19 protein-coding genes and 1 pseudogene are annotated in these 24,423 nt (G+C 70.9%); 14 read left to right on the top strand and 6 right to left on the bottom strand.

Features of this window, described 5'->3' with window-relative positions; all coding sequences use genetic code 11:
* Positions 1-64 precede the first annotated feature (64 nt).
* Entirely contained in the window at positions 65-862 is a 798-nt protein-coding gene (locus ACGFIK_RS20045) for a response regulator transcription factor (RefSeq protein WP_327024100.1), read from the top strand.
* 137 nt (positions 863-999) lie between these two features.
* Here ACGFIK_RS20045 and ACGFIK_RS20040 read toward each other — a convergent pair whose 3' ends face one another.
* Positions 1,000-1,410 (bottom strand): DUF5319 domain-containing protein, encoded by a 411-nt coding sequence (locus tag ACGFIK_RS20040; RefSeq protein WP_327024101.1) that lies wholly within the window; start codon positions 1,408-1,410, stop codon positions 1,000-1,002.
* Between the two features lie 207 nt (positions 1,411-1,617).
* Here ACGFIK_RS20040 and guaB point away from each other — a divergent pair, with 207 nt between their 5' ends.
* The 3 genes from guaB (at position 1,618) to ACGFIK_RS20025 (ending at position 5,904) form a co-directional block, all read left to right on the top strand.
* Complete coding sequence (gene guaB, locus ACGFIK_RS20035) at positions 1,618-3,180, top strand: IMP dehydrogenase (protein WP_327024102.1); 1,563 nt, start codon at positions 1,618-1,620, stop codon at positions 3,178-3,180.
* Between the two features lie 29 nt (positions 3,181-3,209).
* Complete coding sequence (locus ACGFIK_RS20030; protein ID WP_327024103.1) at positions 3,210-4,328, top strand: GuaB3 family IMP dehydrogenase-related protein; 1,119 nt, start codon at positions 3,210-3,212, stop codon at positions 4,326-4,328.
* A 217-nt stretch (positions 4,329-4,545) separates the two neighbouring features.
* On the top strand, positions 4,546-5,904 hold the full coding sequence (locus ACGFIK_RS20025) for a M1 family metallopeptidase (RefSeq protein WP_327027422.1): 1,359 nt from the start codon (positions 4,546-4,548) through the stop codon (positions 5,902-5,904).
* A 22-nt stretch (positions 5,905-5,926) separates the two neighbouring features.
* On the opposite strand, the gene ACGFIK_RS20020 is transcribed toward ACGFIK_RS20025, so the two are convergent.
* Entirely contained in the window at positions 5,927-7,039 is a 1,113-nt protein-coding gene (locus tag ACGFIK_RS20020; RefSeq protein ID WP_327024104.1) for an LCP family protein, read from the bottom strand.
* Between the two features lie 196 nt (positions 7,040-7,235).
* On the opposite strand from ACGFIK_RS20020, the gene ACGFIK_RS20015 reads away from it, so the two are divergent.
* Positions 7,236-8,882 (top strand): GMC oxidoreductase, encoded by a 1,647-nt coding sequence (locus ACGFIK_RS20015; protein WP_393340603.1) that lies wholly within the window; start codon positions 7,236-7,238, stop codon positions 8,880-8,882.
* A gap of 229 nt (positions 8,883-9,111) precedes the next feature.
* On the top strand, positions 9,112-10,668 hold the full coding sequence (gene guaA / locus ACGFIK_RS20010) for a glutamine-hydrolyzing GMP synthase (protein WP_357531930.1): 1,557 nt from the start codon (positions 9,112-9,114) through the stop codon (positions 10,666-10,668).
* Between the two features lie 7 nt (positions 10,669-10,675).
* Here guaA and ACGFIK_RS20005 read toward each other — a convergent pair whose 3' ends face one another.
* Positions 10,676-11,101 (bottom strand): PspC domain-containing protein, encoded by a 426-nt coding sequence (locus tag ACGFIK_RS20005; protein ID WP_327024107.1) that lies wholly within the window; start codon positions 11,099-11,101, stop codon positions 10,676-10,678.
* 144 nt (positions 11,102-11,245) lie between these two features.
* On the opposite strand from ACGFIK_RS20005, the gene ACGFIK_RS20000 reads away from it, so the two are divergent.
* The 3 genes from ACGFIK_RS20000 to ACGFIK_RS19990 all read left to right on the top strand — a co-directional run bounded on the left by ACGFIK_RS20000 (position 11,246) and on the right by ACGFIK_RS19990 (position 14,506).
* On the top strand, positions 11,246-12,193 hold the full coding sequence (locus tag ACGFIK_RS20000) for an NUDIX hydrolase (RefSeq protein WP_327024108.1): 948 nt from the start codon (positions 11,246-11,248) through the stop codon (positions 12,191-12,193).
* Positions 12,194-12,321: 128 nt separating this feature from the next.
* On the top strand, positions 12,322-13,227 hold the full coding sequence (locus ACGFIK_RS19995; RefSeq protein WP_327024109.1) for an NUDIX domain-containing protein: 906 nt from the start codon (positions 12,322-12,324) through the stop codon (positions 13,225-13,227).
* 367 nt (positions 13,228-13,594) lie between these two features.
* On the top strand, positions 13,595-14,506 hold the full coding sequence (locus ACGFIK_RS19990; RefSeq protein ID WP_327027423.1) for a CDP-alcohol phosphatidyltransferase family protein: 912 nt from the start codon (positions 13,595-13,597) through the stop codon (positions 14,504-14,506).
* A gap of 60 nt (positions 14,507-14,566) precedes the next feature.
* On the opposite strand, the gene ACGFIK_RS19985 is transcribed toward ACGFIK_RS19990, so the two are convergent.
* The 3 genes and pseudogenes from ACGFIK_RS19985 to ACGFIK_RS19975 form a co-directional block, all read right to left on the bottom strand.
* On the bottom strand, positions 14,567-15,814 hold the full coding sequence (locus ACGFIK_RS19985) for a phosphatidylserine decarboxylase (protein WP_327024110.1): 1,248 nt from the start codon (positions 15,812-15,814) through the stop codon (positions 14,567-14,569).
* A gap of 343 nt (positions 15,815-16,157) precedes the next feature.
* A pseudogene (locus tag ACGFIK_RS19980) lies at positions 16,158-16,406 on the bottom strand (hypothetical protein); the annotation flags it as partial.
* Positions 16,403-18,127, bottom strand: a complete 1,725-nt coding sequence (locus tag ACGFIK_RS19975; RefSeq protein ID WP_327024111.1) for a PspC domain-containing protein — start codon at positions 18,125-18,127, stop codon at positions 16,403-16,405. The pseudogene ACGFIK_RS19980 and the gene ACGFIK_RS19975, both read right to left, overlap by 4 nt.
* 191 nt (positions 18,128-18,318) lie before the next feature.
* Between ACGFIK_RS19975 and ACGFIK_RS19970 the strand changes: the two genes are divergently transcribed.
* The 5 genes from ACGFIK_RS19970 (at position 18,319) to ACGFIK_RS19950 (ending at position 24,421) form a co-directional block, all read left to right on the top strand.
* Entirely contained in the window at positions 18,319-19,557 is a 1,239-nt protein-coding gene (locus ACGFIK_RS19970) for a PspC domain-containing protein (RefSeq protein ID WP_393340599.1), read from the top strand.
* The gene (locus ACGFIK_RS19965; RefSeq protein ID WP_393340597.1) at positions 19,557-20,243 is read left to right on the top strand and encodes a response regulator; all 687 of its coding nucleotides are present in this window, start codon (positions 19,557-19,559) and stop codon (positions 20,241-20,243) included. The genes ACGFIK_RS19970 and ACGFIK_RS19965 overlap by 1 nt, the downstream gene beginning before the upstream one ends.
* 362 nt (positions 20,244-20,605) lie before the next feature.
* Positions 20,606-22,237, top strand: coding sequence for an ABC transporter substrate-binding protein (locus ACGFIK_RS19960; RefSeq protein WP_327024113.1), 1,632 nt, complete (start codon positions 20,606-20,608; stop codon positions 22,235-22,237).
* Positions 22,238-22,343: 106 nt separating this feature from the next.
* On the top strand, positions 22,344-23,405 hold the full coding sequence (locus ACGFIK_RS19955; protein ID WP_327024114.1) for an ABC transporter permease: 1,062 nt from the start codon (positions 22,344-22,346) through the stop codon (positions 23,403-23,405).
* A gap of 71 nt (positions 23,406-23,476) precedes the next feature.
* Positions 23,477-24,421: an ABC transporter permease gene (locus ACGFIK_RS19950; protein ID WP_327024115.1), complete on the top strand. Its 945-nt coding sequence runs from the start codon at positions 23,477-23,479 to the stop codon at positions 24,419-24,421.
* Positions 24,422-24,423: the final 2 nt, after the last annotated feature.

Below are 24,423 nucleotides of genomic sequence, written 5' to 3'. Positions count from 1 at the left end.
TGCCCGGAACCTCCTCCCGAGGCTGCCCGGTCATGGTCTGCTCGTCTGCGGAGAGGAGATCGTTGTGCGTACCGTTCTTGTGTGCGTTCGGACGCCGCTCGCTGCACAGCATTTGACTTCCGCAGCGGCGCGGCTGGGATTGTCCGGTGCTGTCCGGACGGCCGTCTCCGACCCCGAGGTGATGCTGCGGCTGGCCGAGCGTCCCGCCGACGTGGTGCTCGCCGACACCGCCCTGACCCGACCGGACAGCGCCGGTTTCGTGCGGCGGGTGCTGGCCCGCGCGCCGCAGGCCGCCGTACTGCTGCTCGGCATGGAGGAGTCCGAGGCCGCCGCAGCGACCATCCACGCTGGAGCACGCGGCCTGATCCAGGGCGTCGACCACGACCTGACCAGTGCGGTCGCCAAGGCCCTGCTGCTGTTGGCCGCCCCCGGCCGGGCCAACCGGCACCGGATAGCCGACCCCGCCCGGGACACCGCCACGGTGGGCAGCCCTCGGCCGGCATCCAACGGTCGGCCCGCCGGGGAGAGTTCCCCGACCTGGCCGGCCACGGACCCGGCCGGTGGCCCGTCGATGGTGCCGGTGCAGCGGGGCGAGGACCCGGCCGAGCCGGAGGCCGCGGCCGAGGCGGGCCCGGTCGCCCGGCCGCCCCGCGCCGACCGGTCCACGGTCGGGCTCACCGAACGCGAGTTGCAGGTGCTGCTGGGCATGGCCGAGGGCAAGAGCAATGCCGAGATCGGCCGGGAGTTGTTCGTCTCCGAGGACACCGTGAAGACCCACGCCCGACGGCTGTTCCGCAAGCTCGGAGCCCGGGACCGGGCCCACGCGGTGGCCGCCGGCTTCCGAGCCGGCCTGGTGGCCTGACGCCCACCCCACCGCCCCGACCCGCATCCGGTCCGCCGGGCATGAGGCGGCAAGCCGGGCGTACGCCGGTCGGGCTTTTGCCTTCCGGGCGGCCATGCGGCGGCCGGGTGTACGGCGGGGGACGCGCGGTGGGCTGGTCAGTCTCGGGAGGTGGCTTCGTCCTCGGTGCCCTCGCTCAGGGTGTCGTGCACCCCGTCGGCGTAGCCGCGCGCGTAGTCCCAGGTGACGTAGTGGTCCGGATCGGGGTCGAAGGCCGGTTCGTGCACCCGGGGCCGCCCGGAGCTGAGCAGGTGCCGCAGGTTGCCCCGCAGCAGGTCCCAGTCGAAGTAGTGCGGCTCCCGGCAGTCCTCGCACTCGATGACGAGTCCGCGTACCCCGATCGGCGCGAGCAGTGCCTGGTAGATCTCCAGATCGGCGAGGTCTTCCAGCACGTCCTGGCGTTCGACGTCGGTCAGCGGGTCGATCGCGGAGTCGCGGTCAGGGTCGTCCAACCCGGCTGCCGGATCGGCGGGATCACCGGTGAAGGGGTCGATGGGCTCGTCTTGCACCCCCTCACCGTAGACCTAAGCACCCGCCGATGCCCGTCCCCCTTCGCGCAAGCCAGGCTGAAGGCGTTGCCTCGCCGGGTGGACCGCCAGACGCGGGTGCCACCGGAGCCACTAGGTACGATGGGGGCGACGCCTTCCTGCCCGGCAGTAGCCGGTGCCGCCAAGCCACCTCACTGCAGCCCGTTCGAGCAGCTCAGGAGAGCAATCGTGGAGATTTCGCCCCAGACCCACCTTTCCGCCAGCGCCGATGCTGGCGAGCTGGGCGGCCATCTGCCCGAGCTGCCCGCGGGCTCGGCCCGGGTGGTGCCCTTGGGGCTGACCTTCGACGACGTGCTGCTGCAGCCCGGCGAGTCGGACGTGGTGCCCAGCCGGGTGAACACGGTCACCCGGCTGACCCGCAACGTCACCCTCTCCATCCCGCTGCTGTCCAGCGCGATGGACACGGTGACCGAGGCCCGGATGGCGATCGCGATGGCCCGCCAGGGCGGCATCGGTGTGCTGCACCGCAACCTCTCCGTGGAGGATCAGGCGCTCCAGGTCGACCTGGTGAAGCGCTCCGAGTCGGGCATGATCACCAACCCGGTGACCGCCAGCCCGGACGACACCCTGCGTGAGGTGGACCAGCTCTGCGGGCGTTACCGGATCTCCGGGGTCCCGGTGGTGGACGCCGAGGGGCAACTCGTCGGCATCGTCACCAACCGCGACATGCGGTTCGTCTCCGACCCGGCCACCCCGGTCCGCGACATCATGACCCGGTCCCCCCTGGTCACCGCCCCGGTAGGGGTCAGCAAGGACGAGGCCCTGGGCCTGCTGCGCCAGCACAAGGTCGAGAAGCTGCCGATCGTCGACGGGGCCGGCAAGCTGCGCGGGCTGATCACCGTCAAGGACTTCACCAAGAGCGAGCAGTACCCGAACGCCACCAAGGACGACGCCGGCCGACTGCGGGTGGCCGCGGCGATCGGGGTCGGCGAGGACGCCTACAAGCGGGCCCGGGCGCTCGTCGATGCCGGGGTCGACGTGCTGATCGTGGACACCGCCCACGGCCACCAGCGGGCCGTGCTGGAGATGGTCGCCCGGCTGAAGAAGGACGTGGCCATCGACATCGTCGGCGGCAACGTGGCCACCTACTCCGGGGCCAAGGCCCTCGTGGACGCCGGCGCCGACGGGGTGAAGGTGGGCGTGGGTCCGGGTGCCATCTGCACCACCCGGATCGTGGCCGGTGTCGGGGTGCCGCAGATCACCGCGATCATGGAGGCCGCCCGGGCGGCCCGTCCGGCCGGGGTGCCGGTGATCGGCGACGGTGGCATCCAGTACTCCGGCGACATCGCCAAGGCCCTGGTCGCCGGGGCCGACACGGTGATGCTCGGCAGCCTGCTGGCCGGCTGCGAGGAGAGCCCCGGTGAGCTGATCTTCGTCAACGGCAAGCAGTTCAAGGCGTACCGGGGGATGGGTTCGCTCGGCGCGATGCAGTCGCGTGGGCAGGCCAAGTCGTACTCCAAGGACCGCTACTTCCAGCAGGACGTGACCAGCGACGAGAAGCTGGTCCCGGAGGGTGTCGAGGGCCAGGTGCCCTACCGTGGGCCGCTGTCCCGGATGGCCCACCAGCTGGTCGGTGGGCTGCGGCTGGCGATGGGGTACGCGGGCGCGGAGAGCATCAGCGAGCTGCACCAGCGTGGCCAGTTGATCCGGATCACCGCGGCCGGGCTCAAGGAGAGCCACCCGCACGACATCCAGATGACCGTCGAGGCACCGAACTACCACACCCGCTGACACCCCTTTCGTTGAAAACTGGAGCCCCCATGCGTGACGTGGTCGAGATCGGGATGGGCAAGACCGCGCAGCGCGGCTACCACCTTGACGACATCGCCATCGTGCCGAGCCGTCGTACCCGGGACGTGGACGACGTCTCCACCGGCTGGCAGTTGGACGCGTACCAGTTCGGCATCCCCTGCGTGGGGCACCCCTCGGACGCGACCATGAGCCCGGCCTCGGCGGTACGCCTGGGTCAGCTCGGTGGCCTCGGGGTGCTCAACGTCGAGGGGCTGTGGACCCGGTACGAGAACCCCAGCAAGGTGCTGGAGGAGCTGGCCGGCCTGGACGAGGACGCCCGCGCCACCAAGCGGCTCCAGGAGGTGTACGCCGAGCCGATCCGGCCCGATCTGATCACCGAGCGGGTTCGGGAGCTGCGTGCCGGCGGCGGCACGGTGGCGGTCCGGGTCTCCCCGCAGCACACCCTGGCCCTGGCTCCGGTCATCCTCGACGCCGGGGTGGACATCCTGGTCATCCAGGGCACCATCGTCTCGGCCGAGCATGTCTCGACCACGGACGAGCCGCTGAACCTCAAGGAGTTCATCGCCGACCTGGACCTGCCGGTCATCGTCGGCGGCTGCACGGACTACAAGACCGCCCTGCACCTGATGCGTACCGGCGCGGCCGGTGTGATCATCGGCATCGGTGGCGACGAGTGGTCCACCACCGAGTCGGTGCTCGGCATTCGGGTGCCGATGGCGACCGCCATCGCCGACGCCGCCGCCGCCCGGCGGGACTACCTGGACGAGACCGGCGGCCGGTACGTGCACCTGATCGCCGACGGGGACATCCGTACCTCCGGGGACATCGCCAAGGCCCTCGGCTGCGGGGCGGACGCGGTGATGCTCGGCGAGCCCCTGTCGCTCTGCGACGAGGCCCCGGCCGGCGGTGCCTGGTGGCACTCGGCGGCCAGCCACCCCTCCCTGCCCCGGGGCGCCTTCGAGACCGCCGGTGGTTCCATCGGCTCGATGGAACGTCTCCTCTTCGGCCCGGCCGACGAGCCCGACGGCCAACTCAACCTCTTCGGCGGCCTCCGCCGAGCCATGGCCAAGTGCGGCTACCGCGACCTCAAGGAATTCCAAAAAGTAGGCCTGGTCCTGGACCGCTAAACCCCACCCCACCCCGCGCCCCCTCCCCGAGCCCCCGCGCCCCCGCGCCCCCGCGCCCCGTCGATCATGCACTTCTGGTCGCCGGTTCGTGGTGGTTCGTGATGGTTCGCCGTGACCGTAAGTGCATGATCGGCGTGGCTGGCGACGGTAGGCTCGGCGAGTGACCGGGTTGAATCGGGTGGTTGGGCGGGGGGTGCGGACGGCGGCGGCTGCGGTGATGGCTGCCGTTGTCCTGGTCGGTTGCACCGGGGACAGTGACGACGGGTTCCGGCCGGGCAGTGTGGACCTGGCCGATCCGTACGCGCCGGGCAGCGGCAACGGCGGCTACGACGTGGAGCACTACCGGCTGAAGGTGCGCTACGACCCGGCCGAGGACCGACTGACCGGGGTGGCCGTCGTCACGGCGACCGCCACCCAGAACCTGTCCCGGTTCAATCTGGACCTGACCGGTCTTCAGGCCGACAAGGTCACTGTGGACGGTGACCCGGCCGAGTACCGGCAGGACGACGGGGAGTTGATCGTCACCCCGAGCCGGAAGCTGAAGAACCTCGGCCGCTTCACCGTCGAGGTGGGCTACGCCGGGGTACCCCAGGCGGTCACGGACGGGGTGCTGGGCGGCAGCGGCTTCCACCACACCGACGACGGGGCGATCGCCCTGGGGCAGCCGCACTCGGCGGCGACCTGGTTTCCGGTCAACGACCACCCCTCCGACAAGGCGACCTACGACATCGAGGTGACCGTTCCCCAGGGGCTGGCCGCGCTGAGCAACGGGGTACCGGGGGAGCGGACCACGGCCGACGGGTGGACGACCTGGCGCTGGGCGGAACGGTCACCGATGGCCAGCTACCTGACCACTCTGGTGATCGGCGACTACCGGCTGAATGTCGCCACCCACGACGGCAAGCCGATGGTCACCGCCGTACCCGCCGCTGTGCCGGCCACCGGTCCGCAGGCCCGGACCCTGTCGCGTACCGGGGAGATCGCCGACTTCCTGGCCGATCTCTTCGGGCCGTACCCCTTCGAGTCGTACGGCGGGGTGGCGGTGGCCGACCCGAGGATCGGGTACGCGCTGGAGACCCAGTCCCGGCCGGTCTACGGGCCGGGCTTCTTCCGCAGCGGCCAACCCAACTACACCGTGGTCGTCCACGAGGTGGCCCACCAGTGGTTCGGCAACAGTGTGGCCCTGAACCGGTGGAGCGACATCTGGCTCAACGAGGGCTTCGCCAGCTACGCCGAGTGGCTCTGGACCGAACACGACGGCGGGCCCAGCGCCCAGCGCGCCTTCGAGCAGCAGTACGAATGGACGAACTGGTCCCAACCGGCCCTGGATCCCGGCCTGGACCAGATGTTCAGCACCGCCGTCTACCGGCGGGGTCCGGTGGTCGTGCACGCGCTTCGGCGTACCGTCGGTGACGAGGTCTTCTTCCAGATCCTGCGGACCTGGACCAGTGAGCGGCGGGACCGCACCGCCACCACTCAGGACTTCATCGCCCTGGCCGAGCGGATCTCCGGGCGTCAGTTGGGCTCGTTCTTCGACGCCTGGTTGTCCGGAACCACCCCACCGCCACTGCCCTGACCCGCCGCCCCGCCCTGACCGGCTATCGGGGCACCACCAGCTTCGGGTGCTCGGCGAGGAACTCGTCGACCCGGCCGGCCCGCAACTCGGTGAGGAATCGACGGCCGGTAGCGGTCAGTTCCTCGCCCCGGTAGGCGTTGCCCCGACCGACCGCCGCCCCGGGCAGGGTGACCAGGGTCAGCGCCTCGGGAGACAACCCACCCAGGGCGTACGCGAACTCCACGATCCGCCGCCCCCCGACATAGAGCAGCATCTCGCCGAGGGCCGTCACCACCTGTTCGACCTGCTCCGGTTGCCGGGCCAGGTCGGTGTCGAGGATCTTGCCGACCAGCGACCGGATCAACTGCTGCTGGTGGCGTTGCCGGGTGTAGTCACCACCGGGCAGGTAACGCTGGCGGGCGTAGTCCAGCGCCTGCCAGCCGTTGAGGTGCCGGTCCCCGGGCTCGTAGACCATCCGCGGCCCCACGTACCCGCCCACCCCGGGGCCGGGGGAGCGGTGCTTGCCGTCCGGCTGACGATGCCGCGAGACCACCCGCTGCTCGACGGTGATGTCGACCCCGCCGAGGCTGTCCACCAACTTGTCGAACCCGCCGAAGGTGAGCACCGCCCCGGCATCCAGGCGCAACCCGGTGTACTCGCTGACCACCTGGCTGAGCAACTCGTACCCCTGGGCGGGGTCGGGTTCCTTCGGCCGGTCCGGGACCCGACTGCCGTAACTCATCGCGTTGGTCAGCTTCGTCCGCCCGCCCCGGTAGCCCGCCGGCTCGAAGGCCGGGATGTCCACCACCAGGTCGCGGGGGAGGGAGAAGAGGTACGCCCGGGACAACCCCGCCGGTACGTGCAGGACTAGCACCGCGTCGGCGTGCGGCTCCCAACCCGGCACGCTGACCCGGGTGTCGATGCCGACCAGCAGCAGGTTGAGCGGGCCGGTGATGTCGGCGCCCGGCGGCGGGGCGCTCGGGCTCGGGCTAGGTGGCACCTCGGGCGACCCGGAGCCGGACGGCGCGGCGGTCGGTGTGCTCCGGTCGGTGCCGACGGTCCGGGTGATGACCACCGCACCGACGGCCACCACCGCCACCGTGACCAGAGCGGCCAGCACCAGGGTCAGCCGTCTCCGGTCGTCTCCGAGCCCCATCTCCCCCGCCTCCTTTTGAACAACTGTCGATCCAACGCCGTGAGGTGGGCTCAGGGTTGCCTTCGAATCGGCGCAGCCGGCCCGGCCTCGATCCAGCCGTGACCCACGCCCGCCGGGCCTGCCGATCTGGCTGGGCAGCATGATGCCGCCCACATTGCTGCTGGCGCGAGAGCTACCCGAGAGTAATGATGCCCGTATGCGGTACGACGTGGTCGTCATCGGGTCGGGCTTCGGTGGTAGCGTCGCCGCGCTTCGGCTGGCCGAGAAGGGCTACACGGTCGGGGTCCTGGAGGCGGGCCGCCGGTTCGCCGACGACGAGTTCCCGAAGACCTCCTGGCAACTGCGCAGGTTTCTCTGGGCCCCGAAACTGGGCTGCTTCGGCCTGCAACGGCTCACCCTGCTGCGGGCGGCCGACCGCCGCGCCGGGGGCGGGGTGCTGGTGCTGTCCGGGTCCGGGGTCGGCGGCGGTTCGCTGGTGTACGCCAACACCCTGTACGAACCCCTGGACGCCTTCTACGACGACCCCCAGTGGCGGGACATCACCGACTGGCGGGCCGAACTGGCCCCGCACTTCGCGCAGGCGAAACGGATGCTCGGGGTCACCACGTACCCCTTCGTCACCCCCGCGGACCGGGCGATGCGGCGGGTGGCCGACCGGATGGGGGTGGGGGACACCTTCCACCCCACCCCGGTCGGGGTGTACATCGGGCGGCCCGGGGAGCGGGTCGCCGACCCCTACTTCGGGGGTGCCGGGCCGGAGCGTACCGGCTGCACCAACTGTGGTGGCTGCATGACCGGCTGCCGGTACGGTGCGAAGAACACCCTGGTCAAGAACTACCTGTGGCTGGCCGAACGGCTCGGGGTCCAGGTGCACCCGCTGACCACGGTGACCGCCGTGCGCCCTTCCGGCGACGGGTACGCGGTGCACACCGAACGCACCGGCGCCTGGCTGCGCAAGCGTCGGCAAGTGATCCACGCCGACCAGGTGATCTTCGCCGCCGGTGCCCTGGGCACCCAACGCCTGCTGCACGAGATGCGGGAGCGGGGCGCCCTGCCCCGGCTGTCGCCTCGGCTGGGGGAGTTGACCCGTACCAACTCGGAGGCCATCCTCGGCGCCTCGGTGTCCCAACGCCAGGCCCGCGCCAGCGGAGTCGACTACACCGAGGGGGTGGCCATCACCAGCTCCTTCCACCCCGACCCACAGACCCACATCGAGCCGGTCCGCTACGGCCGGGGCTCCAACGCGATGGGCCTGCTTCAGTCCCTGCTGGTCGACGGCGGGCCACACCGGGTACGCCGCTGGCTGGGTCAACTGCTGCGGCACCCCGGGCAGACCGCCCGGACCCTGTCGGTGCGGAACTGGTCCACCCGTACGGTGATCGCCCTGGTGATGCAGTCGGCCGACAACTCACTGACCACCCGGCTGCGGCGCGGCCTGTGGGGTCCCCGCCTGGTCGCCGCCCCCGGCCACGGCGAGCCCAACCCGACCTGGATCCCGGTCGGCAACCGGGCGGCCCGACTGCTGGCCGAGGAGATCGGGGGTACCCCCGGCGGTGCGCTTACCGAGCCCTTCGACATCCCGATGACCGCCCACATCCTCGGCGGGGCGGTGATCGGCGCCACCCCCCAGGAGGGGGTCATCGACCCGTACCACCGGGTCTACGGCCACCCCGGCCTGCATGTCGTCGACGGCGCCGCCGTCTCCGCCAACCTGGGCGTCAACCCCTCCCTCACCATCACCGCCCAGGCCGAACGCGCCATGTCCCTCTGGCCCCCCAAGAACACCCCCGACCCCCGCCCCCCACTAGGCGCCCCCTACCGCCCCCTACCCCCCACCCCCTGACCCCCGCACCCTCCCGCACCCCCTGGCCCCGCGCCCCTTGATCTCCGCGCAGATCTTGCACTTTTGGTCGCTGATACGCGGCTTATACACCTTTCGCCCCGACGAAAAGTGCAAGATCAGCGGGGCGAGGGTGGGGCGAGGGCGGGGCGGGGAGCGGGTGAGGGCGGGGAGTGAGCGGAAGGTGGGGTGGGGGTGGGGGAGGGGGTGACGGTGGGTAGGCTTGCTGCACATGAGCCTGCCGCGTCCTGTCCTGGTGGTCGACTTCGGTGCCCAGTACGCCCAGCTGATCGCCCGTCGGGTGCGTGAGGCCAAGGTCTACTCCGAGATCGTGCCGCACTCCATGCCGGTGGCCGAGATGCTGGCCAAGGACCCGGCCGCGATCATCCTGTCCGGCGGCCCGGCCAGCGTCTACGCGCCCGAGGCCCCGCAGGTCGACAGCGGGCTGTTCACGGCGGGGGTGCCGGTCTTCGGCATCTGCTACGGCTTCCAGGCGATGGCCCGGGCCCTGGGCGGCACGGTGGCGCGCACCGGCAACCGGGAGTACGGCGGCACCCCGCTGCGTCCCCGCCTGCTCGACCCGGGGGTGCTGCTCCGCGACCTGCCGGCCGACCTGCCGGTCTGGATGAGCCACGGCGACTGTGTCACCGAGGCCCCGGAGGGCTTCACGGTGACCGCCGAGTCTGCCGGTGCGCCGGTCGCCGCCTTCGAGGATCTGGCCGGGCGTCGGGCCGGTGTGCAGTTCCACCCCGAGGTGGGGCACACCGCGTACGGGCAGGAGATGCTGACCCGCTTCCTGTACGAGATCGCCGGGATCGAGCCCACCTGGACCCCGGAGAACATCATCGACGAGCAGGTGGCCCGGATCCGCGCCCAGGTCGGTGACAAGGAGGTCATCTGCGGCCTCAGCGGCGGGGTGGACTCCGCAGTCGCCGCCGCCCTGGTGCACCGGGCCGTCGGCGACCAGCTCACCTGCGTCTTCGTCGACCACGGTCTGCTGCGGGCCGGTGAGGCCGAGCAGGTGGAGAAGGACTACGTGGCGGCCACCGGCATCAAGCTGAAGGTGGTCGACGCGGCCGACCGGTTCCTCGGCGCACTGGCCGGGGTGACCGACCCGGAGCAGAAGCGCAAGATCATCGGCCGGGAGTTCATCCGGGTCTTCGAGGCCGCCGCCCGGGAGATCGCCTCGCACGGTGACGTCGAGTTCCTGGTGCAGGGCACCCTCTACCCGGACGTGGTCGAGTCCGGCGGCGGCACCGGCACCGCCAACATCAAGAGCCACCACAACGTCGGCGGGCTGCCGGAGGACCTGAAGTTCGCCCTGGTAGAGCCGCTGCGCACGCTGTTCAAGGACGAGGTCCGTGCCCTCGGTCTGCAACTCGGCCTGCCCGAGGCGATGGTCTGGCGGCACCCCTTCCCGGGCCCCGGCCTGGCCATCCGGATCATCGGCGCGGTCGACCAGGAGCGCCTGGACGTGCTACGCCGGGCCGACTTCATCGCCCGGCAGGAGCTGAGCGCCGCCGGCCTGGACCGGGACGTGTGGCAGTTCCCGGTGGTGCTGCTGGCCGATGTCCGCAGTGTGGGGGTGCAGGGCGACGGGCGTACCTACGGTCACCCCGTGGTGCTGCGTCCGGTCTCCAGCGAGGACGCCATGACGGCGGACTGGTCCCGGCTGCCCTACGACGTCATCGCCCGGATCTCCACCCGGATCACCAACGAGGTAGCCGAGGTGAACCGGGTGGTCCTGGACGTGACCAGCAAGCCGCCGGGCACCATCGAGTGGGAGTGAGGCCGGCTCACACCGGCGGCTGAGGCGCGGTCCGCGGCTGCGGCTCCGGCGTCACCGGCCCGGACTGGGGTGTCGGGGTCACCGGGCCGGACTGCGGCGCCGGTGCGCCGGGGGCGGGGAAGGGCCACGCCGGGTGCGGACCCGCCGGTCCGGCAGGGTACGCCGGGCCACCGGCTGGACCCTGGGGCGCAGGGCCCGCCGGGTGCGGCCAGGCCGGCGCGCTGACCGGCTCCTCCGGCATCAGGAACCACATGATCGGGTACGTCAGGGCGGCGATCCCGCCGGTGAGCAGGGTGGCGACCGCGAAGACGACCCGGACCAGGTTCGGGTCTACCGCGAAGTAGCGGCCTAGGCCGCTGGCCACCCCGGCGACCATCCGGTCGGTCTTCGGGCGGCGGAGTTGCTTGTACGGGGCCTGGGGTGTGGAAGTCATGCCTCCACGGTCCCCGCCTCGGGGCGCATCGACCTCGGTGACCGCCCGGATCAATACCCTGACTTGCCCCTCAGGGGTAAGTAATCAGTCAGGAATCCGACTCTTTTCCGCAGCCTTAACGGGCCGGAGGGAGAATTTCCCCCCGTGACCACCATGCTGGAGCCGCTTCGCAGGATCGCGGCATATGCAGTCTGTACTGATTCGGTAGACCGAGTGTTGCTGGTCCGTGCTTCCGAGCGCTCCGGCACACCTGGTACGTGGTCCCTGCCCGGCGGGGCGGTCGACCACGGCGAGGATCCCAAGCACACCGTCGTGCGCGAGACCGCCGCCGAGACCGGTCTGTCGGTCTCCGTCGCCGGCCTTCACGACGTCCTCGCCGACATGCGGGCGCTGCCCGAACGCGGCATCACCATCCACACCGACCGGCTGGTCTACCAGGTCTCGGTCCGGGGTGGTTCGCTGACCGACCGGGTCGACCGGCCGACCGATCTGGCCCGCTGGTTCACCCGCGAGGAGGCCCGGCAGCTGCCCCTGCGCTCGTTCACCGCCCGGGCCCTGGGGTTGCCGACCTCCTCGGCGGACATCGTGCCCGACGAGCCGCCGGAGTTCCCCTCCTTCTACGCCGTACCGGGCCCGGACGGTCTGCACCGGGCGCAGCGCTTCGCCGCGTACGCGGTGGTCACCGATCCGGACGACCGGGTGCTGCTGACCCGGGTCTCGGACGGCTACCCGGGCGCGGGTTGCTGGCATCTGCCGGGGGGCGGCACGGACTACGGCGAGCAGCCGGGTGCCGCCCTGATCCGGGAACTGGTCGAGGAGACCGGGCAGACCGGGCGCCTGGTCGGGCTGCTGGGGGTGGCCAGTCACCGGGACGCGGCTTCCCTGGGTCCGGAGGGCTACCCGATCGACTGGCACGGGGTACGCGCCTTCTACCGGGTGGTCGTCGACAAGCCGGCGCCCCCCACGGTCGCCGACGTCGGCGGCTCCACCTGTGAGGCTCGCTGGTTCGCCCGCGAGGAACTCGGTGCCCTGCCCACCGACCGTCTCACCGAGGTGACCGCGGAAGCCGTCCAGGCCGCCCGCCTGACCTGACCCGACCCACCACTCCCCGCCCGGCCCACACGATCATGAAGTTATTGTCGGGGCACGTCACGACGGGTGACGGCAGATGACCGACGACGGCCGGGCGGCCGGAGGTGGTCGTGCGGGCGGGAGTCGGTGTGGAGCAGATGCGGCGGGTGGGGGCGTACGGCGTGCTGCGCGACCCCGAGGGGCGGGTGCTGCTGGTCCGGGGCTCCGAGCGGGCCGACTTCCCAGGCGTGTGGTCGCTGCCGGGCGGTGGGCTGGAGCATGCCGAGCACCCGGCGCAGGCGGTACTGCGCGAGGTGGCCGAGGAGACCGGACTGGCCGTCGAGGTGGCCGGGTTGCGGGCGGTGGTCGCCGACGTGGTGCCGTACCCCGACCTGGGGGTCGCCCTGCACACCGATCGGGTGCTGTTCGAGCTGACGGCCGTGGGTGGCACGCTGCGCGCCGAACGGGACGGCACTACCGATCTGGCGCGCTGGTTGACGCCGCGGGAGGCGGCCGGGTTGCCGCTGCTGCCGTTCACCGCCGAGGCGCTGGCCCTGCCGGTCGTACCCCTGCCCTCCGGGGCGCTGCGTCGACAGGAGCCCTTCGCCGCACCCCAGGCCGCCCGACGGCAGCGCTTCGGGGCGTACGGGTTGGTGACCGACCCGGCCGGGCGGGTGCTGCTGGCGTTGATCGCGGAGGGCTATCCGGGGGCCGGACGGTGGCACCTGCCGGGTGGCGGTACGGATCATGGTGAGCAGCCGGTGAGCGCCCTGCTACGGGAACTGGTGGAGGAATCCGGCCAACTGGGTCGAGTGAGCGAGCTCATCGGGGTGGACAATCTGCACAATCCCGCCGCGCTGGGTCCGGAGGGATACCCGATCGACTGGCACGGCATCCGGGTCGTCTACCGGGTGGTGGTCGACCGCCCGACCGAGCCGGCGGTGACCGAGCTGGCCGGTGGCTCCACCGCCCGCGCCGCCTGGTTCACCCCTTCCGAGCTGCGCGGACTCCCGCTGACGGAGATCGCCGCCGAGGCTCTGGCGGGTGCCCGATGAGTCGCGCCGCCGGGGTCCCGGCGCCCGCTCGGCGGCCCCCGATGACGATCTCCGGTACAGTCGGAGGAAGGGCTGAGGAAGGAAAACGGGCGATGAAGCCCTAGATAGGAACAACTGCCTGGTTCGCGCGGTTGGGGGAGATATGAGCGAGACCGGCAGCTATCGCCAATCCCCACTCGCCTATGCGATGGTGTACTCCGCAAAATGGGCTGCCGGGCCAGAAAGGTCCGGCACGAGACAGCCGGACACCCGCCCCGTACGGGCGGCCAGCTGATCCGGTGATGGAGGAAGCGTGCCGAGAGCCCCATGGCGCCGGCGTCGTACTACTGACAGCCCGCGTCCCGCAGGGCGAAACTGGACGGGCCCCCTGCGCCGCAGCGGTAGCCTGGCCCGTCAGGTCCTGCTGGTCCGCGTCGGCCGCCGCGATGGCGAGCTGCACGGCGCGGCCGATGCCCTGCCCGAGCCCCGGTATTCGGACCGTCCCCGCCGTCGTTACGGCCTGAAGCGGTTCCACCGGACCCGGATCGAAGCGATCGCCCCGGCCGCCCCGGTCGAGACCCTGACAGGGGGCGAGGCGACAACCGTCCCGGGCGCGCTGCTGCCCGGTGAGCGGACAATGGCGCGTCGGGTGAAGTTCGCCCTGGTCAACGCCTGCACCCTGGCCAGCCTGGTGCTGGGCATCAACGCGATCTTCGTCGCCATGGGCGGGAACGTACGACTCGCCGCCCTGCTGCTCATCGCCTGTGTCGCCTTCGACGGCCTGGACGGGGCGCTGGCCCGCAAGCTCGGCGTCTCCAGCCCCTTCGGCGCCCAGATGGACTCGCTGGCCGACATGTGCTCCTTCGGCCTGGCCGCGCCCGTCGTGGTCTACGCCTCGCTGGCCGGTGAGGTGCCGACCGCGGCCGCCGGAGTGGCCGCCGCCCTCGTCGCGGCCTGCGCGGCGATCCGGCTGGCCCGGTTCAACGTCTCGCCCCAGGACGGCCGCTTCTTCAGCGGGGTACCCACCACGATGGCGGCGGCAGTGCTCGCCCTGATGGTGGTGATCGGCCTGCCGGTGCCCGGCGCGGTGCAGATCGCCGGGGTGGCCCTGCTCGCCTTCACCATGGTCAGCAGCTTCCCGTACGCCAAGCTCGCCCGGCTGGTCAAACTGCCGCCGTGGGTCTGGCTGGCTCCGGTGATCGGTGCCCTGATCGACGTCCGGCTGACCTTCGGCCTGATCGTGATCGGCTACCTGATCAGCGGGCCGGTGCTCTGGCTGCACCAGCGCCGCACCATCTGATCTCCGTACCGACGAAAAGGGCGCCGCGGTCGACCGCGGCGCCCTTTCTCGTCTCTCCGATCAGCGCCAGCGGGCGATGACGGTGGATCCGCCGACCACCTTGTCGCCGGGCCCGACCACCGGGTCCGCGGCCTCCACCGGCAGGTAGACGTCCGTACGGGAGCCGAACCGGATCAGCCCGAACCGCTCGCCCCGCGCCAGCAGGGTGCCCACCGGTGCCCGCTGCACGATCCGCCGGGCGATCAGACCGGTCCGCTGCGCCACCACGACTGGGCCGTGCACGGTGTCCAGCACGGTGTACGCGGCCACGTTGTGCTCCGCGTCCGGCTTCATCGCGTTGACGAAGCCCCCGTCGGCGACGAAGTAGTCCACCACCTTGCCGGCCACCGGGGAGCGGTTGACATGCACGTCGAGCACGGACAGGAAGACCGCGATCCGCAGGAACTCGCCGTCGCCGAAGCGTTCGTCGTGCAGCCGCTGCACCGACAGGACCTTGCCGTCGGCCGCGGCCACCACCGCCGAGGGGTCCTCCGGCACCTCCCGCTCCGGGTCCCGGAAGAAGGCGGCCACCGGCGCGGCGGCGAGCGCGGGAACCAGCCAGAGCTTGGACTTCGGCCGAGTCAGCCGGGTGACGGCGGCCAGACCCAGGGCGATGCCGGCGGCGGCCACCCCGTTGGAGTCGATGTGCATGCCCCGGGTCAGCGGCACGCTCGACGGGCGGTAGGCGGGGGCGAGCCGCTCCGCCGCGGCGGAGTCCGCCGGGGTGAACCGGAGTCGGTAGACCCGTACCGGCTCCGCATTGCGCAGCACCAGGTCGACCCCGACGCCGTGCAGCGCACCCTGGCGCTCCATCTCGGTGGCCGCACCGGCGGTCCGCCCGACCGCGGTCGCCACGCTGAGCACCGCCCCGTCGGTCAGGTACTTGGTCAGGCTCTCGATGGTGGCGCGGGCCTCTTCGGCCGTGCCGGCCAAGGCCTCTCCGGCCACCACCACCGCGGCCGGTTCGGCCTCGGCCAGGCTGTCCACCACCCGGACCCGGTCGGCTACCCAACGCCCCTGGGCGGTGACGTGCTCACGCAGCGCCGCGGGGCTGACCGACTCGGCCGGCACCACGGTCAGGGTGTCGCCAGGCAGCAGGGCTTCAATGGCCGCGGCCAGCACCGCGGACTCCGGCGCCGCACCTACCAGCAGTGCGGCCTTGGGGTCGTTGATCCGGGCTAGCTCGGCGACGAGGGTGCGGGCGGCACGCTCGCCGAGGCGGACCGGGCCGGACCGGCCGGCGGCACGCACGCCGGGGAACTGGGTCATCTGCAACGGGCTCCTGACGGGATAGAGGCGACTGACGCGAGATCACCGCCCGGCGGCACGATCGGCCCGGCCGCGAGCGGCCCGCGCGAACCGGTGACCCGCGCGGGATGCCCCGCGACGTGGGCCGGCCGGAAGGCGGGAGCACACCGGCCAGCATAGGCGGCGTGGCGCCGCTGCCGCATGGTCAGGCAGCCGGGCCTCGCCGCTGTGGCGCGGGTGGCTCCTCGCCGATCAGATCGAGGGTGCGGTCCTCCCCGGTCAGCAGGGTCCGATCCTCCTCGGTCAGGTTCAGGGTGTGGTCCTCCTCGCCGCGCAGATCCGGATCGGCCGCCGCCGGCGGCCCCCCGTACCCCTCGGCCGCCGGGCCGGGCTGCTCCGTCTGGCCGGGCTGCTCCGGTTGGTCGGCCTGTTTGGTGGAGCGCAGGGCACCGAGCAGACCCAGCAGGCCGATCAGGATCAGCCCGCCGGCCAGGAACCAGCCCACCGGCGGCAGGACCAGCCCGAGCACCTGGGCGAGCAGCCACCACGCGGCGAGCGCCAGGAAGAGCAGCCCGAAGACGAACGACACCAGGTCGGTACGGTGTGCCCTCATCGGGTCACCTCCATGTGTCCGGCGTTGACGTGCAGGTTGAGGCGGAGCTTGCCGCCGCCCGGTCCGTCTGGACCCAGGTCGACGACCTCCCGGCGCTGGTCGTCCCTGGACCAGCCGCGTTGGTCACCGAGGATGTTCGCGTCACCGGCGGTGACCTCGGTCACCGCGGTCACGTCCACGTTCGGGGGCAGCAGCACGGTGGCCTGACCGAAGTTGATGACCACGGTGATCTCGGTCGCCCGCTTGTCGAAATCCACCGTCCGCAGGTCCAGCACGGCGTCGGAGAAGCTCTGCTCGTACCGCAGGGCCAGATCGTCGTGGCTGGCCGGGGCCCAGACGACCGAGGCGCCGAGACCATTGGCCCGCTCGTACGACTCCGCGATGGTGGCCACCCCAAGGGCGGCTGCGGTCACCAGACCCAGGGCGATCAGCCAGCGGGCCCGCCCGAACCAGGCGCCCACGAGCAGGCCCAGGCCGATCACGGTGAGCGCCGCCGCGAAGTAGGCCGAGGCGCCGATCCGGAAGATGTCCAGCAGATCGAGTACGCCCACCAGACCCAGCGCCACGAAGATCAGCGAGAAGGTCACCGCGCCGAGGGCGGAGCGTTCCCGAGGCTTCTTCGGTGGCTTGGGCCTCGGCTGCGGGGGAGGTGGGGGCATGGTCCGCGTCGCGTACGGGCCGTGCGGGGCGAAGGGGGGACGGTACGTCGGCGGCGGGGTCACCGCGGGCTGGGTCAGCGGGTTGCTCGCCGTCGACCAGGGGGGCGCGGGGGAGGGATGCACGGCGGGTTCTTCCGGTCGTGGGGCGGGAGGGACCGTCGCGTACTGCGGGTAGGCGGTGGTCTGCGGGCTGCCGGCGTACGGCGGCGGGTAGGGGTTCGGGGTGGGGTGGCTGACCGGCGGGGTGAAGGCCGGTGGCGGATTCGGGGGGGTGGTCGAGGGGCCCGGTGCGGGCTGCCGCCGCTGTTGCTGACGGTTGAGCAGCAACGCCCCACCGACCAGGATGGCCGCGCCGAGCAGCACCGCCCGGAACGCGTCCGTGACGATGTAGCCGAAGGCCACCGCGACCAGGATGCTGAGCACGATCACGGTGACCGGGGACATGCTGGATCTGCCCCGGCCCAGCATCGACTCGACCGGGGAGGCGGTGTCCCCCTCGCCTGGGATGATCAACCAGGCGGCTACGTAGACCAGGATTCCGACGCCACCGAAGAAGCCGAGCACCGCCAGCAGCACCCGCCAGAGCACCGGATCGGTGTTGGTGGCTCGGCCGATGGCCGCGCAGACCCCGGCCAGGTACCGGCCGTCGCGGGGGCGGACCAGCCCGTACCGGGAGGTGAAGCCGGCCCCTCCGAAGGGCCCGCCGGCACCACCCGCGGGAGGGGGCGCGCTGGCGGTCGGCCCGCCCCAGCCGCCACCGGGAGGCGGTACGGCGGTCGGGTCGTGCGGGGGACCGCCCCAGCGGCCGCCGGGCGGTGGGACGGCGCTCGGGTCGTACGGTGGCGGGCTGGTCGGCCCGGGTCCGGCGGAGGGTGCGGGCGAAAGGGGTGCGGTCGGGGCCTCGGAGGCCGTGGTGGGCATCTGGTGGGTGCCCGGCGCTGCCGTGTCGTCCCCGGCCGAGCCCGGCGATGCGGGCGCGGCCGAGGATGCGGACGGGGTCGGCGAGGTCGCCTCGGCTTCCGTCGGCTCCGGTCGGTGCGGCTGCGCAGGGTCGTCGGTCATATCTCGATCCTGCGACGCCGGGGGCCCGAGCGCCTCAGGAGGCGACCCTGACCCCACCCTGAGATCCGACGCCACCCAATCTCCGGGGCCTCCCCGTGGTCGGCCGGCCGTTCTGCATGTGACGATCAACCTGGGCCGGAGCCCGACCGCATCCGGCAAAGATCCTGCCCAGGGAGCCCGTGATCAGTGCCGTGAGTCAGCCACCCCGCCTCTACCGCGCCCCGGAGAACCGGATGGCCGCCGGGGTGGCCGCCGGCATCGCCGAGCACCTCGGGGTCCCGGTGCTGCGGGTCCGGATCGCCTTCATGGTGCTGCTAGGGCTCAGCGGTCTGGGTCTGCTGCTGTACGCCGCCTTCTGGGCCGTGGTCCCGCTGCGCCCCGGTGACACCGCGGTGCCACCCCGTCGAGACATCGCCCAACTGTTGCCGTTCGTGGCGATCGGGCTCGGGGTCCTGCTGATCCAGGTGATGGTCTTCGACTCGGTGGGCGCGGCCGGTACGGCGGGCTGGCTGGTGGCGATCATCGCGGTCGGCGCCGGGGTGATCTGGCACCAGTCCGGGCCGGAGCGGCGGCGCCAGTGGGGCGACTCGATGCCGGTGCCCTGGCTCAGCGCGGTGGTGGAGGAGAGCGACCGGCGGGCCTTCGTGCTGCGCTTCGTCGGCGGCGGGGTGCTGGTGGCGGTCGGCATCATCGGGGTCGCCGCGGTGTACTCCCCGGCGCAGAACATGGACGCGGTCGTCAACGGGGTCATCTTCGCGCTGGTCGGGCTGGCCGGGGTGGGAGTGGTGGCCGCCCCGGTGCTCTGGCGGACCTGGAACCAGCTCCGCTCGGAGCGGGAGGGGCGCATCCGTGAGCAGGAGCGGGCCGAGTTGGCGGCCATGGTGCACGACCAGGTGCTGCACACCCTGGCGTTGATCCAGCGCAACGCCAGCGACGTCAAGATGGTGCAGCGCCTGGCCCGGGGCCAGGAGCGATCCCTGCGCAACTGGCTCTACAAGCCCACCGGATCACCGACGGAGCGGTTCGCGGCCGCCCTGGAGCAGGCGGCGGCCGAGGTCGAGGACACCTTCGCGATCACCGTCGAGGCGGTGGTGGTCGGCGACCGGGAGACCGACGAGCGGGTCGGCGCGCTGGTCGCCGCCGCCCGCGAGGCCCTGGTGAACGCCGCCCGGCACGCCGGGGTGCAGACCGTCTCGCTGTACGCCGAGGTGGAACCCGACCAGGTCAGCGTCTTCGTCCGGGACCGGGGTGCCGGGTTCGATCCGGATACCGTGGAGGATCACCGGCACGGGGTCCGAGGTTCCATCATCGGACGGATGAAGCGGCACGGCGGCCGGGCGGAGATCCGCTCCCGGCCTGGGGAGGGGACCGAGGTCCGGCTGATCTTGCCGATCACCCGGGAGTCGGCCACTGCGGAGAGGACCAGATGATGGCTGAGCAGTCGAGGCAACCGGCCGAGGCGGCCGAGGCCCGCCCTGAGCGGCTGCGGGTGTTCCTGGTCGACGACCACGCGATGTTCCGGGCCGGCGTACGCGCCGAGCTGGGCGCGCACGTGGAGGTGGTCGGCGAGGCGAGCACGGTGGCCGAGGCGGTCAGCCGGATCGCCGCCACCGGACCCGATGTCGTGCTGCTGGACGTACACATGCCCGACGGTGGGGGCCGGGCGGTGCTGGAGGCGATGCGGCGCAGCCATCCCCAGGTGCGGTTCCTGGCCCTCAGCGTCTCCGACGCCGCCGAGGACGTGATCGGGCTGATCCGGGCCGGTGCCCGGGGCTACGTGACCAAGACCATCTCCCCGGACGAGCTGGCCGCGGCGATCCGCCGGGTGGCCGACGGGGACGCGGTGTTCAGCCCACGGCTGGCCGGCTTCGTGCTGGACGCCTTCGCCGCCCGCCCGGACGCCCCGGTCGCGGACCCCGAACTGGACCAGCTGACCAACCGCGAGCGCGAGGTGTTGCGACTGCTGGCCCGGGGGTACGCGTACAAGGAGATCGCCCGGGAGCTCTTCATCTCGATCAAGACGGTGGAGACCCATGTTTCCAACGTGTTGCGCAAGCTCCAGATGTCCAACCGGTACGAGTTGTCCCGATGGGCGGCGGACCGCCGACTGGTCTAACCGATCGTCGGGGTCGGCGAATCGATCACCCGGATGATCAACGTGTCTGCACGTCTGGAACTTGACTCCTACTTTCGGGTAGCATCTGGCTACGAGTGGCTGGATTCACGTTCTGATTTCTCGCCGTCACAGAGATCATCAACGCCCCTCTGCCAATCGTCCATTCGGGCGTGAAAACCCGTTGACGGGCAGGTCATACCATGCATCCGGGGTGGCGCGAATTCGACTCCAGGTGGATGTCGGCACCGTCCCGGGCGGGTATCGGGTTGATAACACGCCTTCCGGCTTGGGCGCATCGGGTGTCACAGTGGCAGGCACCTCACAACCCCCTCGTGAGCCGAGCGCCCTGAGGAGGCACTCCCATGCGCGGGAAATTCCTGAAGGTGGCGGTCGCGGCGACCGCCACCGCCATGTTGGCTACCGCCTGCGGCGGCAGTAGCGACAACGACAACGACAACGCCGGCTCGACCGGCGGCACGTTGCGCGTCTACAACGCGGAGCCGGCGTTCCTGACGCCCTCCGGTGGTGACGACGAGCCGTCGCTGTATGTGATCCGTTCGCTTTTCCGCGGTCTGGTGAAGTACAACGCCCAGACCTCCGCGGTCGAGATGGACCTGGCCGAGTCGGTCGAGTCGGATGACCAGAAGCTCTGGACCATCAAGATCAAGAGCGGCTACACCTTCGACAACGGCGAGCCGGTCAACGCCGACGCCTTCATCCGTTCCTGGAACTTCGCGGCCTACAGCCCGAACACCCAGAACAACGGCTACTTCATGAAGCGCATCGCCGGGATCAAGGACGTCCAGTCCGTGGACCCGGACGGCGACGGCCCGCAGAAGGCCCCGGAGCCGAAGGCCAAGGAGCTCTCCGGCCTCAAGAAGGTCGACGACCTGACCTTCACCGTCGAGCTGGAGGCCCCGTTCTCCGGCTTCCCGACCACCATCGGCTACCCGGGCTTCTTCCCGATGGCCGAGGCGTGCGTCGCCGACATCGCGGCCTGCAACGAGAAGCCGATCGGTAACGGCCCGTACAAGATGGACGGCAACTGGCAGCACAACGTTGCGATCAACGTGGTTCGCAGCGACACCTGGAAGGGTGAGCCCGGCAAGCCGGACCGCATCGAGTACAAGATCTTCGCCGACGTCGACGCCGGTTACGCCGCCTTCCAGGCCGGCGAGCTGGACGTGATGTACACCGTGCCGCCGGCCCGTTACAAGGAGGCCAAGGCCACCTACAACGACCGCATGTACGAGCAGCCGGGTGACAGCTTCACCTACGTCGGTATGCCGCTGTACCAGGACAACTTCAAGGACAAGCGGATCCGTCAGGCGCTCTCGCTGTCGATCGACCGCCAGTCGATCATCGACGCCGTCTTCGACGGCCGGTTCACCCCGGCCACCGGCTTCGTCGCCCCGACCTTCGAGGGTGCCCGCGCCGACGTCTGCAAGTACTGCACCAAGGACGTCGAGAAGGCCAAGCAGCTGCTCGCCGAGGCTGGCGGCTGGCCGGCCGGTGAGAAGCTGATCCTGTGGGCCAACGCCGGTGCCGGTCACGACCAGTGGCTGCAGGCCGTTGGTGACCAGATCAAGGACGCCCTGGGCATCGACTACGAGCTGAAGGTCAACCTGCAGTTCGCCGAGTACCTCGAGACCGCGGACCAGAAGAAGTTCACCGGTGGATTCCGGCTCGGCTGGGGCCCGGACTACCCGTTCATGGAGACCTTCCTCTACCCGCTCTACGGCACGGGTTCGGGCAGCAACAACTCGACCTACAGCAACCCCGCGTTCGACGCCGCGATGAAGGAGGGTGACTCGGCCGACTCGATCCAGGCCGCGATCCCGTCCTACCAGAAGGCGGAGGACCTGATCGGTGAGGACCTGCCGGTCATCCCGATGTGGTTCAACAAGGTTGGTGCCCTCTACAGCGAGAACGTCGACCAGTTCGTCTGGAACGCCGTTTCCGACGCGGACTACGCAGCGACCTCTCTGAAGTAGAACTGAGCTTCAGGCTCCTGACCCAGCCGTAATACGACGTGGCGGTAACGGTCACCTCACCAGGGTGATCGTTACCGCCACGTCAGCGCCGAGAGGAGACCCCGAGATGGGGCGCTACGTCATTCGACGGTTGCTCCAGTTCATCCCCACCGTGCTGGGCACCATGTTCCTGCTTCACTACATCACCTCGCTGGCCATCCAGTTCAGCGGGAACCCGGTCCGGGCCATGTTCGGTGACCGGACCCCCTCCCCCGCCCAGTTGGACGCGCTCACCGAGCGGCTCGGTTACGGTGATCCATGCCTGAGCCGCAAGGGTGACCCCTGCCTCTGGCGCGTGGCGGCAGACGGCAACGGCTGGCTGGGCACCAGCTACGAGCCGGGTCTTTTCTTCGACCGCCTGGGCAACATCTTCTTCCGCTTCGACTTCGGCATCAACCTGCGTCAGCGTGAGGTCACGGACCTGGTGGCCGACGCCATCCCGTTCACTCTCAAGCTGCTGGTGATCGCGATCATCTTCGAGGCGGTCGTGGGTATCGCAGCAGGTGTGCTTGCCGGTCTGCGCGGTGGCAGTTTCATCGACTACATGGTGAAGATCAGCACGGTCTTCCTCATCTCGGTGCCGATCTTCGTGCTCGGCGTGGTGGTGCGGGAATTCGTCGGGGTCAAGTTCGGCAACGTCCTGCGGGGCCAGGACTGGATTCCCGACGTGATTTCCGCGGGTGTCTTCACGCCCGGCTTCAAGGCCGACTATCCGTTCGCCAGCCTGATCATTCCCGGCATGGTGCTCGGCGCAGTCTCGCTGGCCACCACGGCCCGGCTGACCCGGACCAGCATCATGGAGAACATCCGGGCCGACTACGTCCGGACCGCCAAGGCCAAGGGCCTGGCGAACAAGCGGGTCATCGGCGTGCACACGCTGCGCAACTCGCTGATTCCGGTGATCACCTTCCTCGGCGTCGACATCGGTGCGGCGATGGCGGGTGCGGTCGTCACGGAAACGATCTTCAACGTTCCCGGCATCGGTCGACTGGTGACCTTCTCCGCCCGTACCGGCGAATCTTCAGTCGTGGTCGGTGTGGTGACCATGCTGGTGCTTGTCGTCCTGATCGCCAACCTGCTGGTCGACCTGCTGTACGCCGTGCTCGACCCGAGGATCCGCTATGAGTGACCGAACCGTGGTGACGATGCGGACCGCGGGGCATCCGACCGCCTCCGGCTGGAGCGAAACGAGGTGTGGACATGAGTGACCTGACGAGTGCGGGTGCGGCCGTCGGTGGCGCGCCGGTCGGGGGTGACGGCCCGACGACGGAGGCCACTACCGGCGGTGGTGGCAAGGAGCGCAGTGCCAGCCTGTGGGCGGACGCCCGGCGGCAGCTGGTCCGCGACCCGGTCTTCGTGATCGCCTCCCTCTACATCCTGGTGGTCGGCTCGATGGCGGCCTTCCCGTGGCTCTGGACCAGCCAGGATCCGCGTGCCTGCAGCACCGACCGGTCCCGCATCGGGCCTAGCTGGGAGCACCCCTTCGGGTACGACATCCTCGGTTGCGACTACTACTCGCACGCCATCTACGGCGCTCGGCCCTCGATGGTGATCGCGGTGATGGCGACCTCCGCCATCGTGATCGTCGGTGGCCTGCTCGGTCTGCTGGCCGGCTACTACGGCGGCTGGGTCGACACGATCATCTCCCGGGTGATGGACATCTTCTTCTCGCTGCCGTTCCTGCTCGGCGCGATCGTGTTCCTGACCGTGATCAAGCGGCAGAACATCTGGACCATCACCATGGTGCTGTTCCTGCTGGCCTGGCCGACAATCGCCCGGATCATCCGGGGCAGCGTGATCTCCGCGAAGGATCTGGACTACGTACACGCGGCTAAGGCCGTGGGTGCCCGCAACTCGCGGTTGATGTTCCGGCACATCCTGCCGAACGCGATCGCCCCGATGCTGGTGTACGCGACCATCGTGCTCGGCTCGTTCGTCGCCGCGGAGGCCACGCTGACCTTCCTCGGTGTCGGGCTCCAGCCGCCGGCCCAGTCGTGGGGCATCATGATCTCGGTCCACCAGGTCTACTTCCTGGAGGATCCGTGGCTGCTGCTCTTCCCCTGCGGCCTGCTGGTCGGCACGGTGCTGTCCTTCATCCTCATGGGTGACGCCCTGCGTGACGCCCTCGACCCGAAGTTCCGGTGAGG

This window comes from Micromonospora sp. NPDC048871 (genome assembly GCF_043198155.1).
In the GTDB taxonomy this organism is placed as follows: domain Bacteria; phylum Actinomycetota; class Actinomycetes; order Mycobacteriales; family Micromonosporaceae; genus Micromonospora.
Note: the sequence above shows the minus strand (reverse complement) of the source record. Positions and strands in the feature narration are given on the sequence as shown.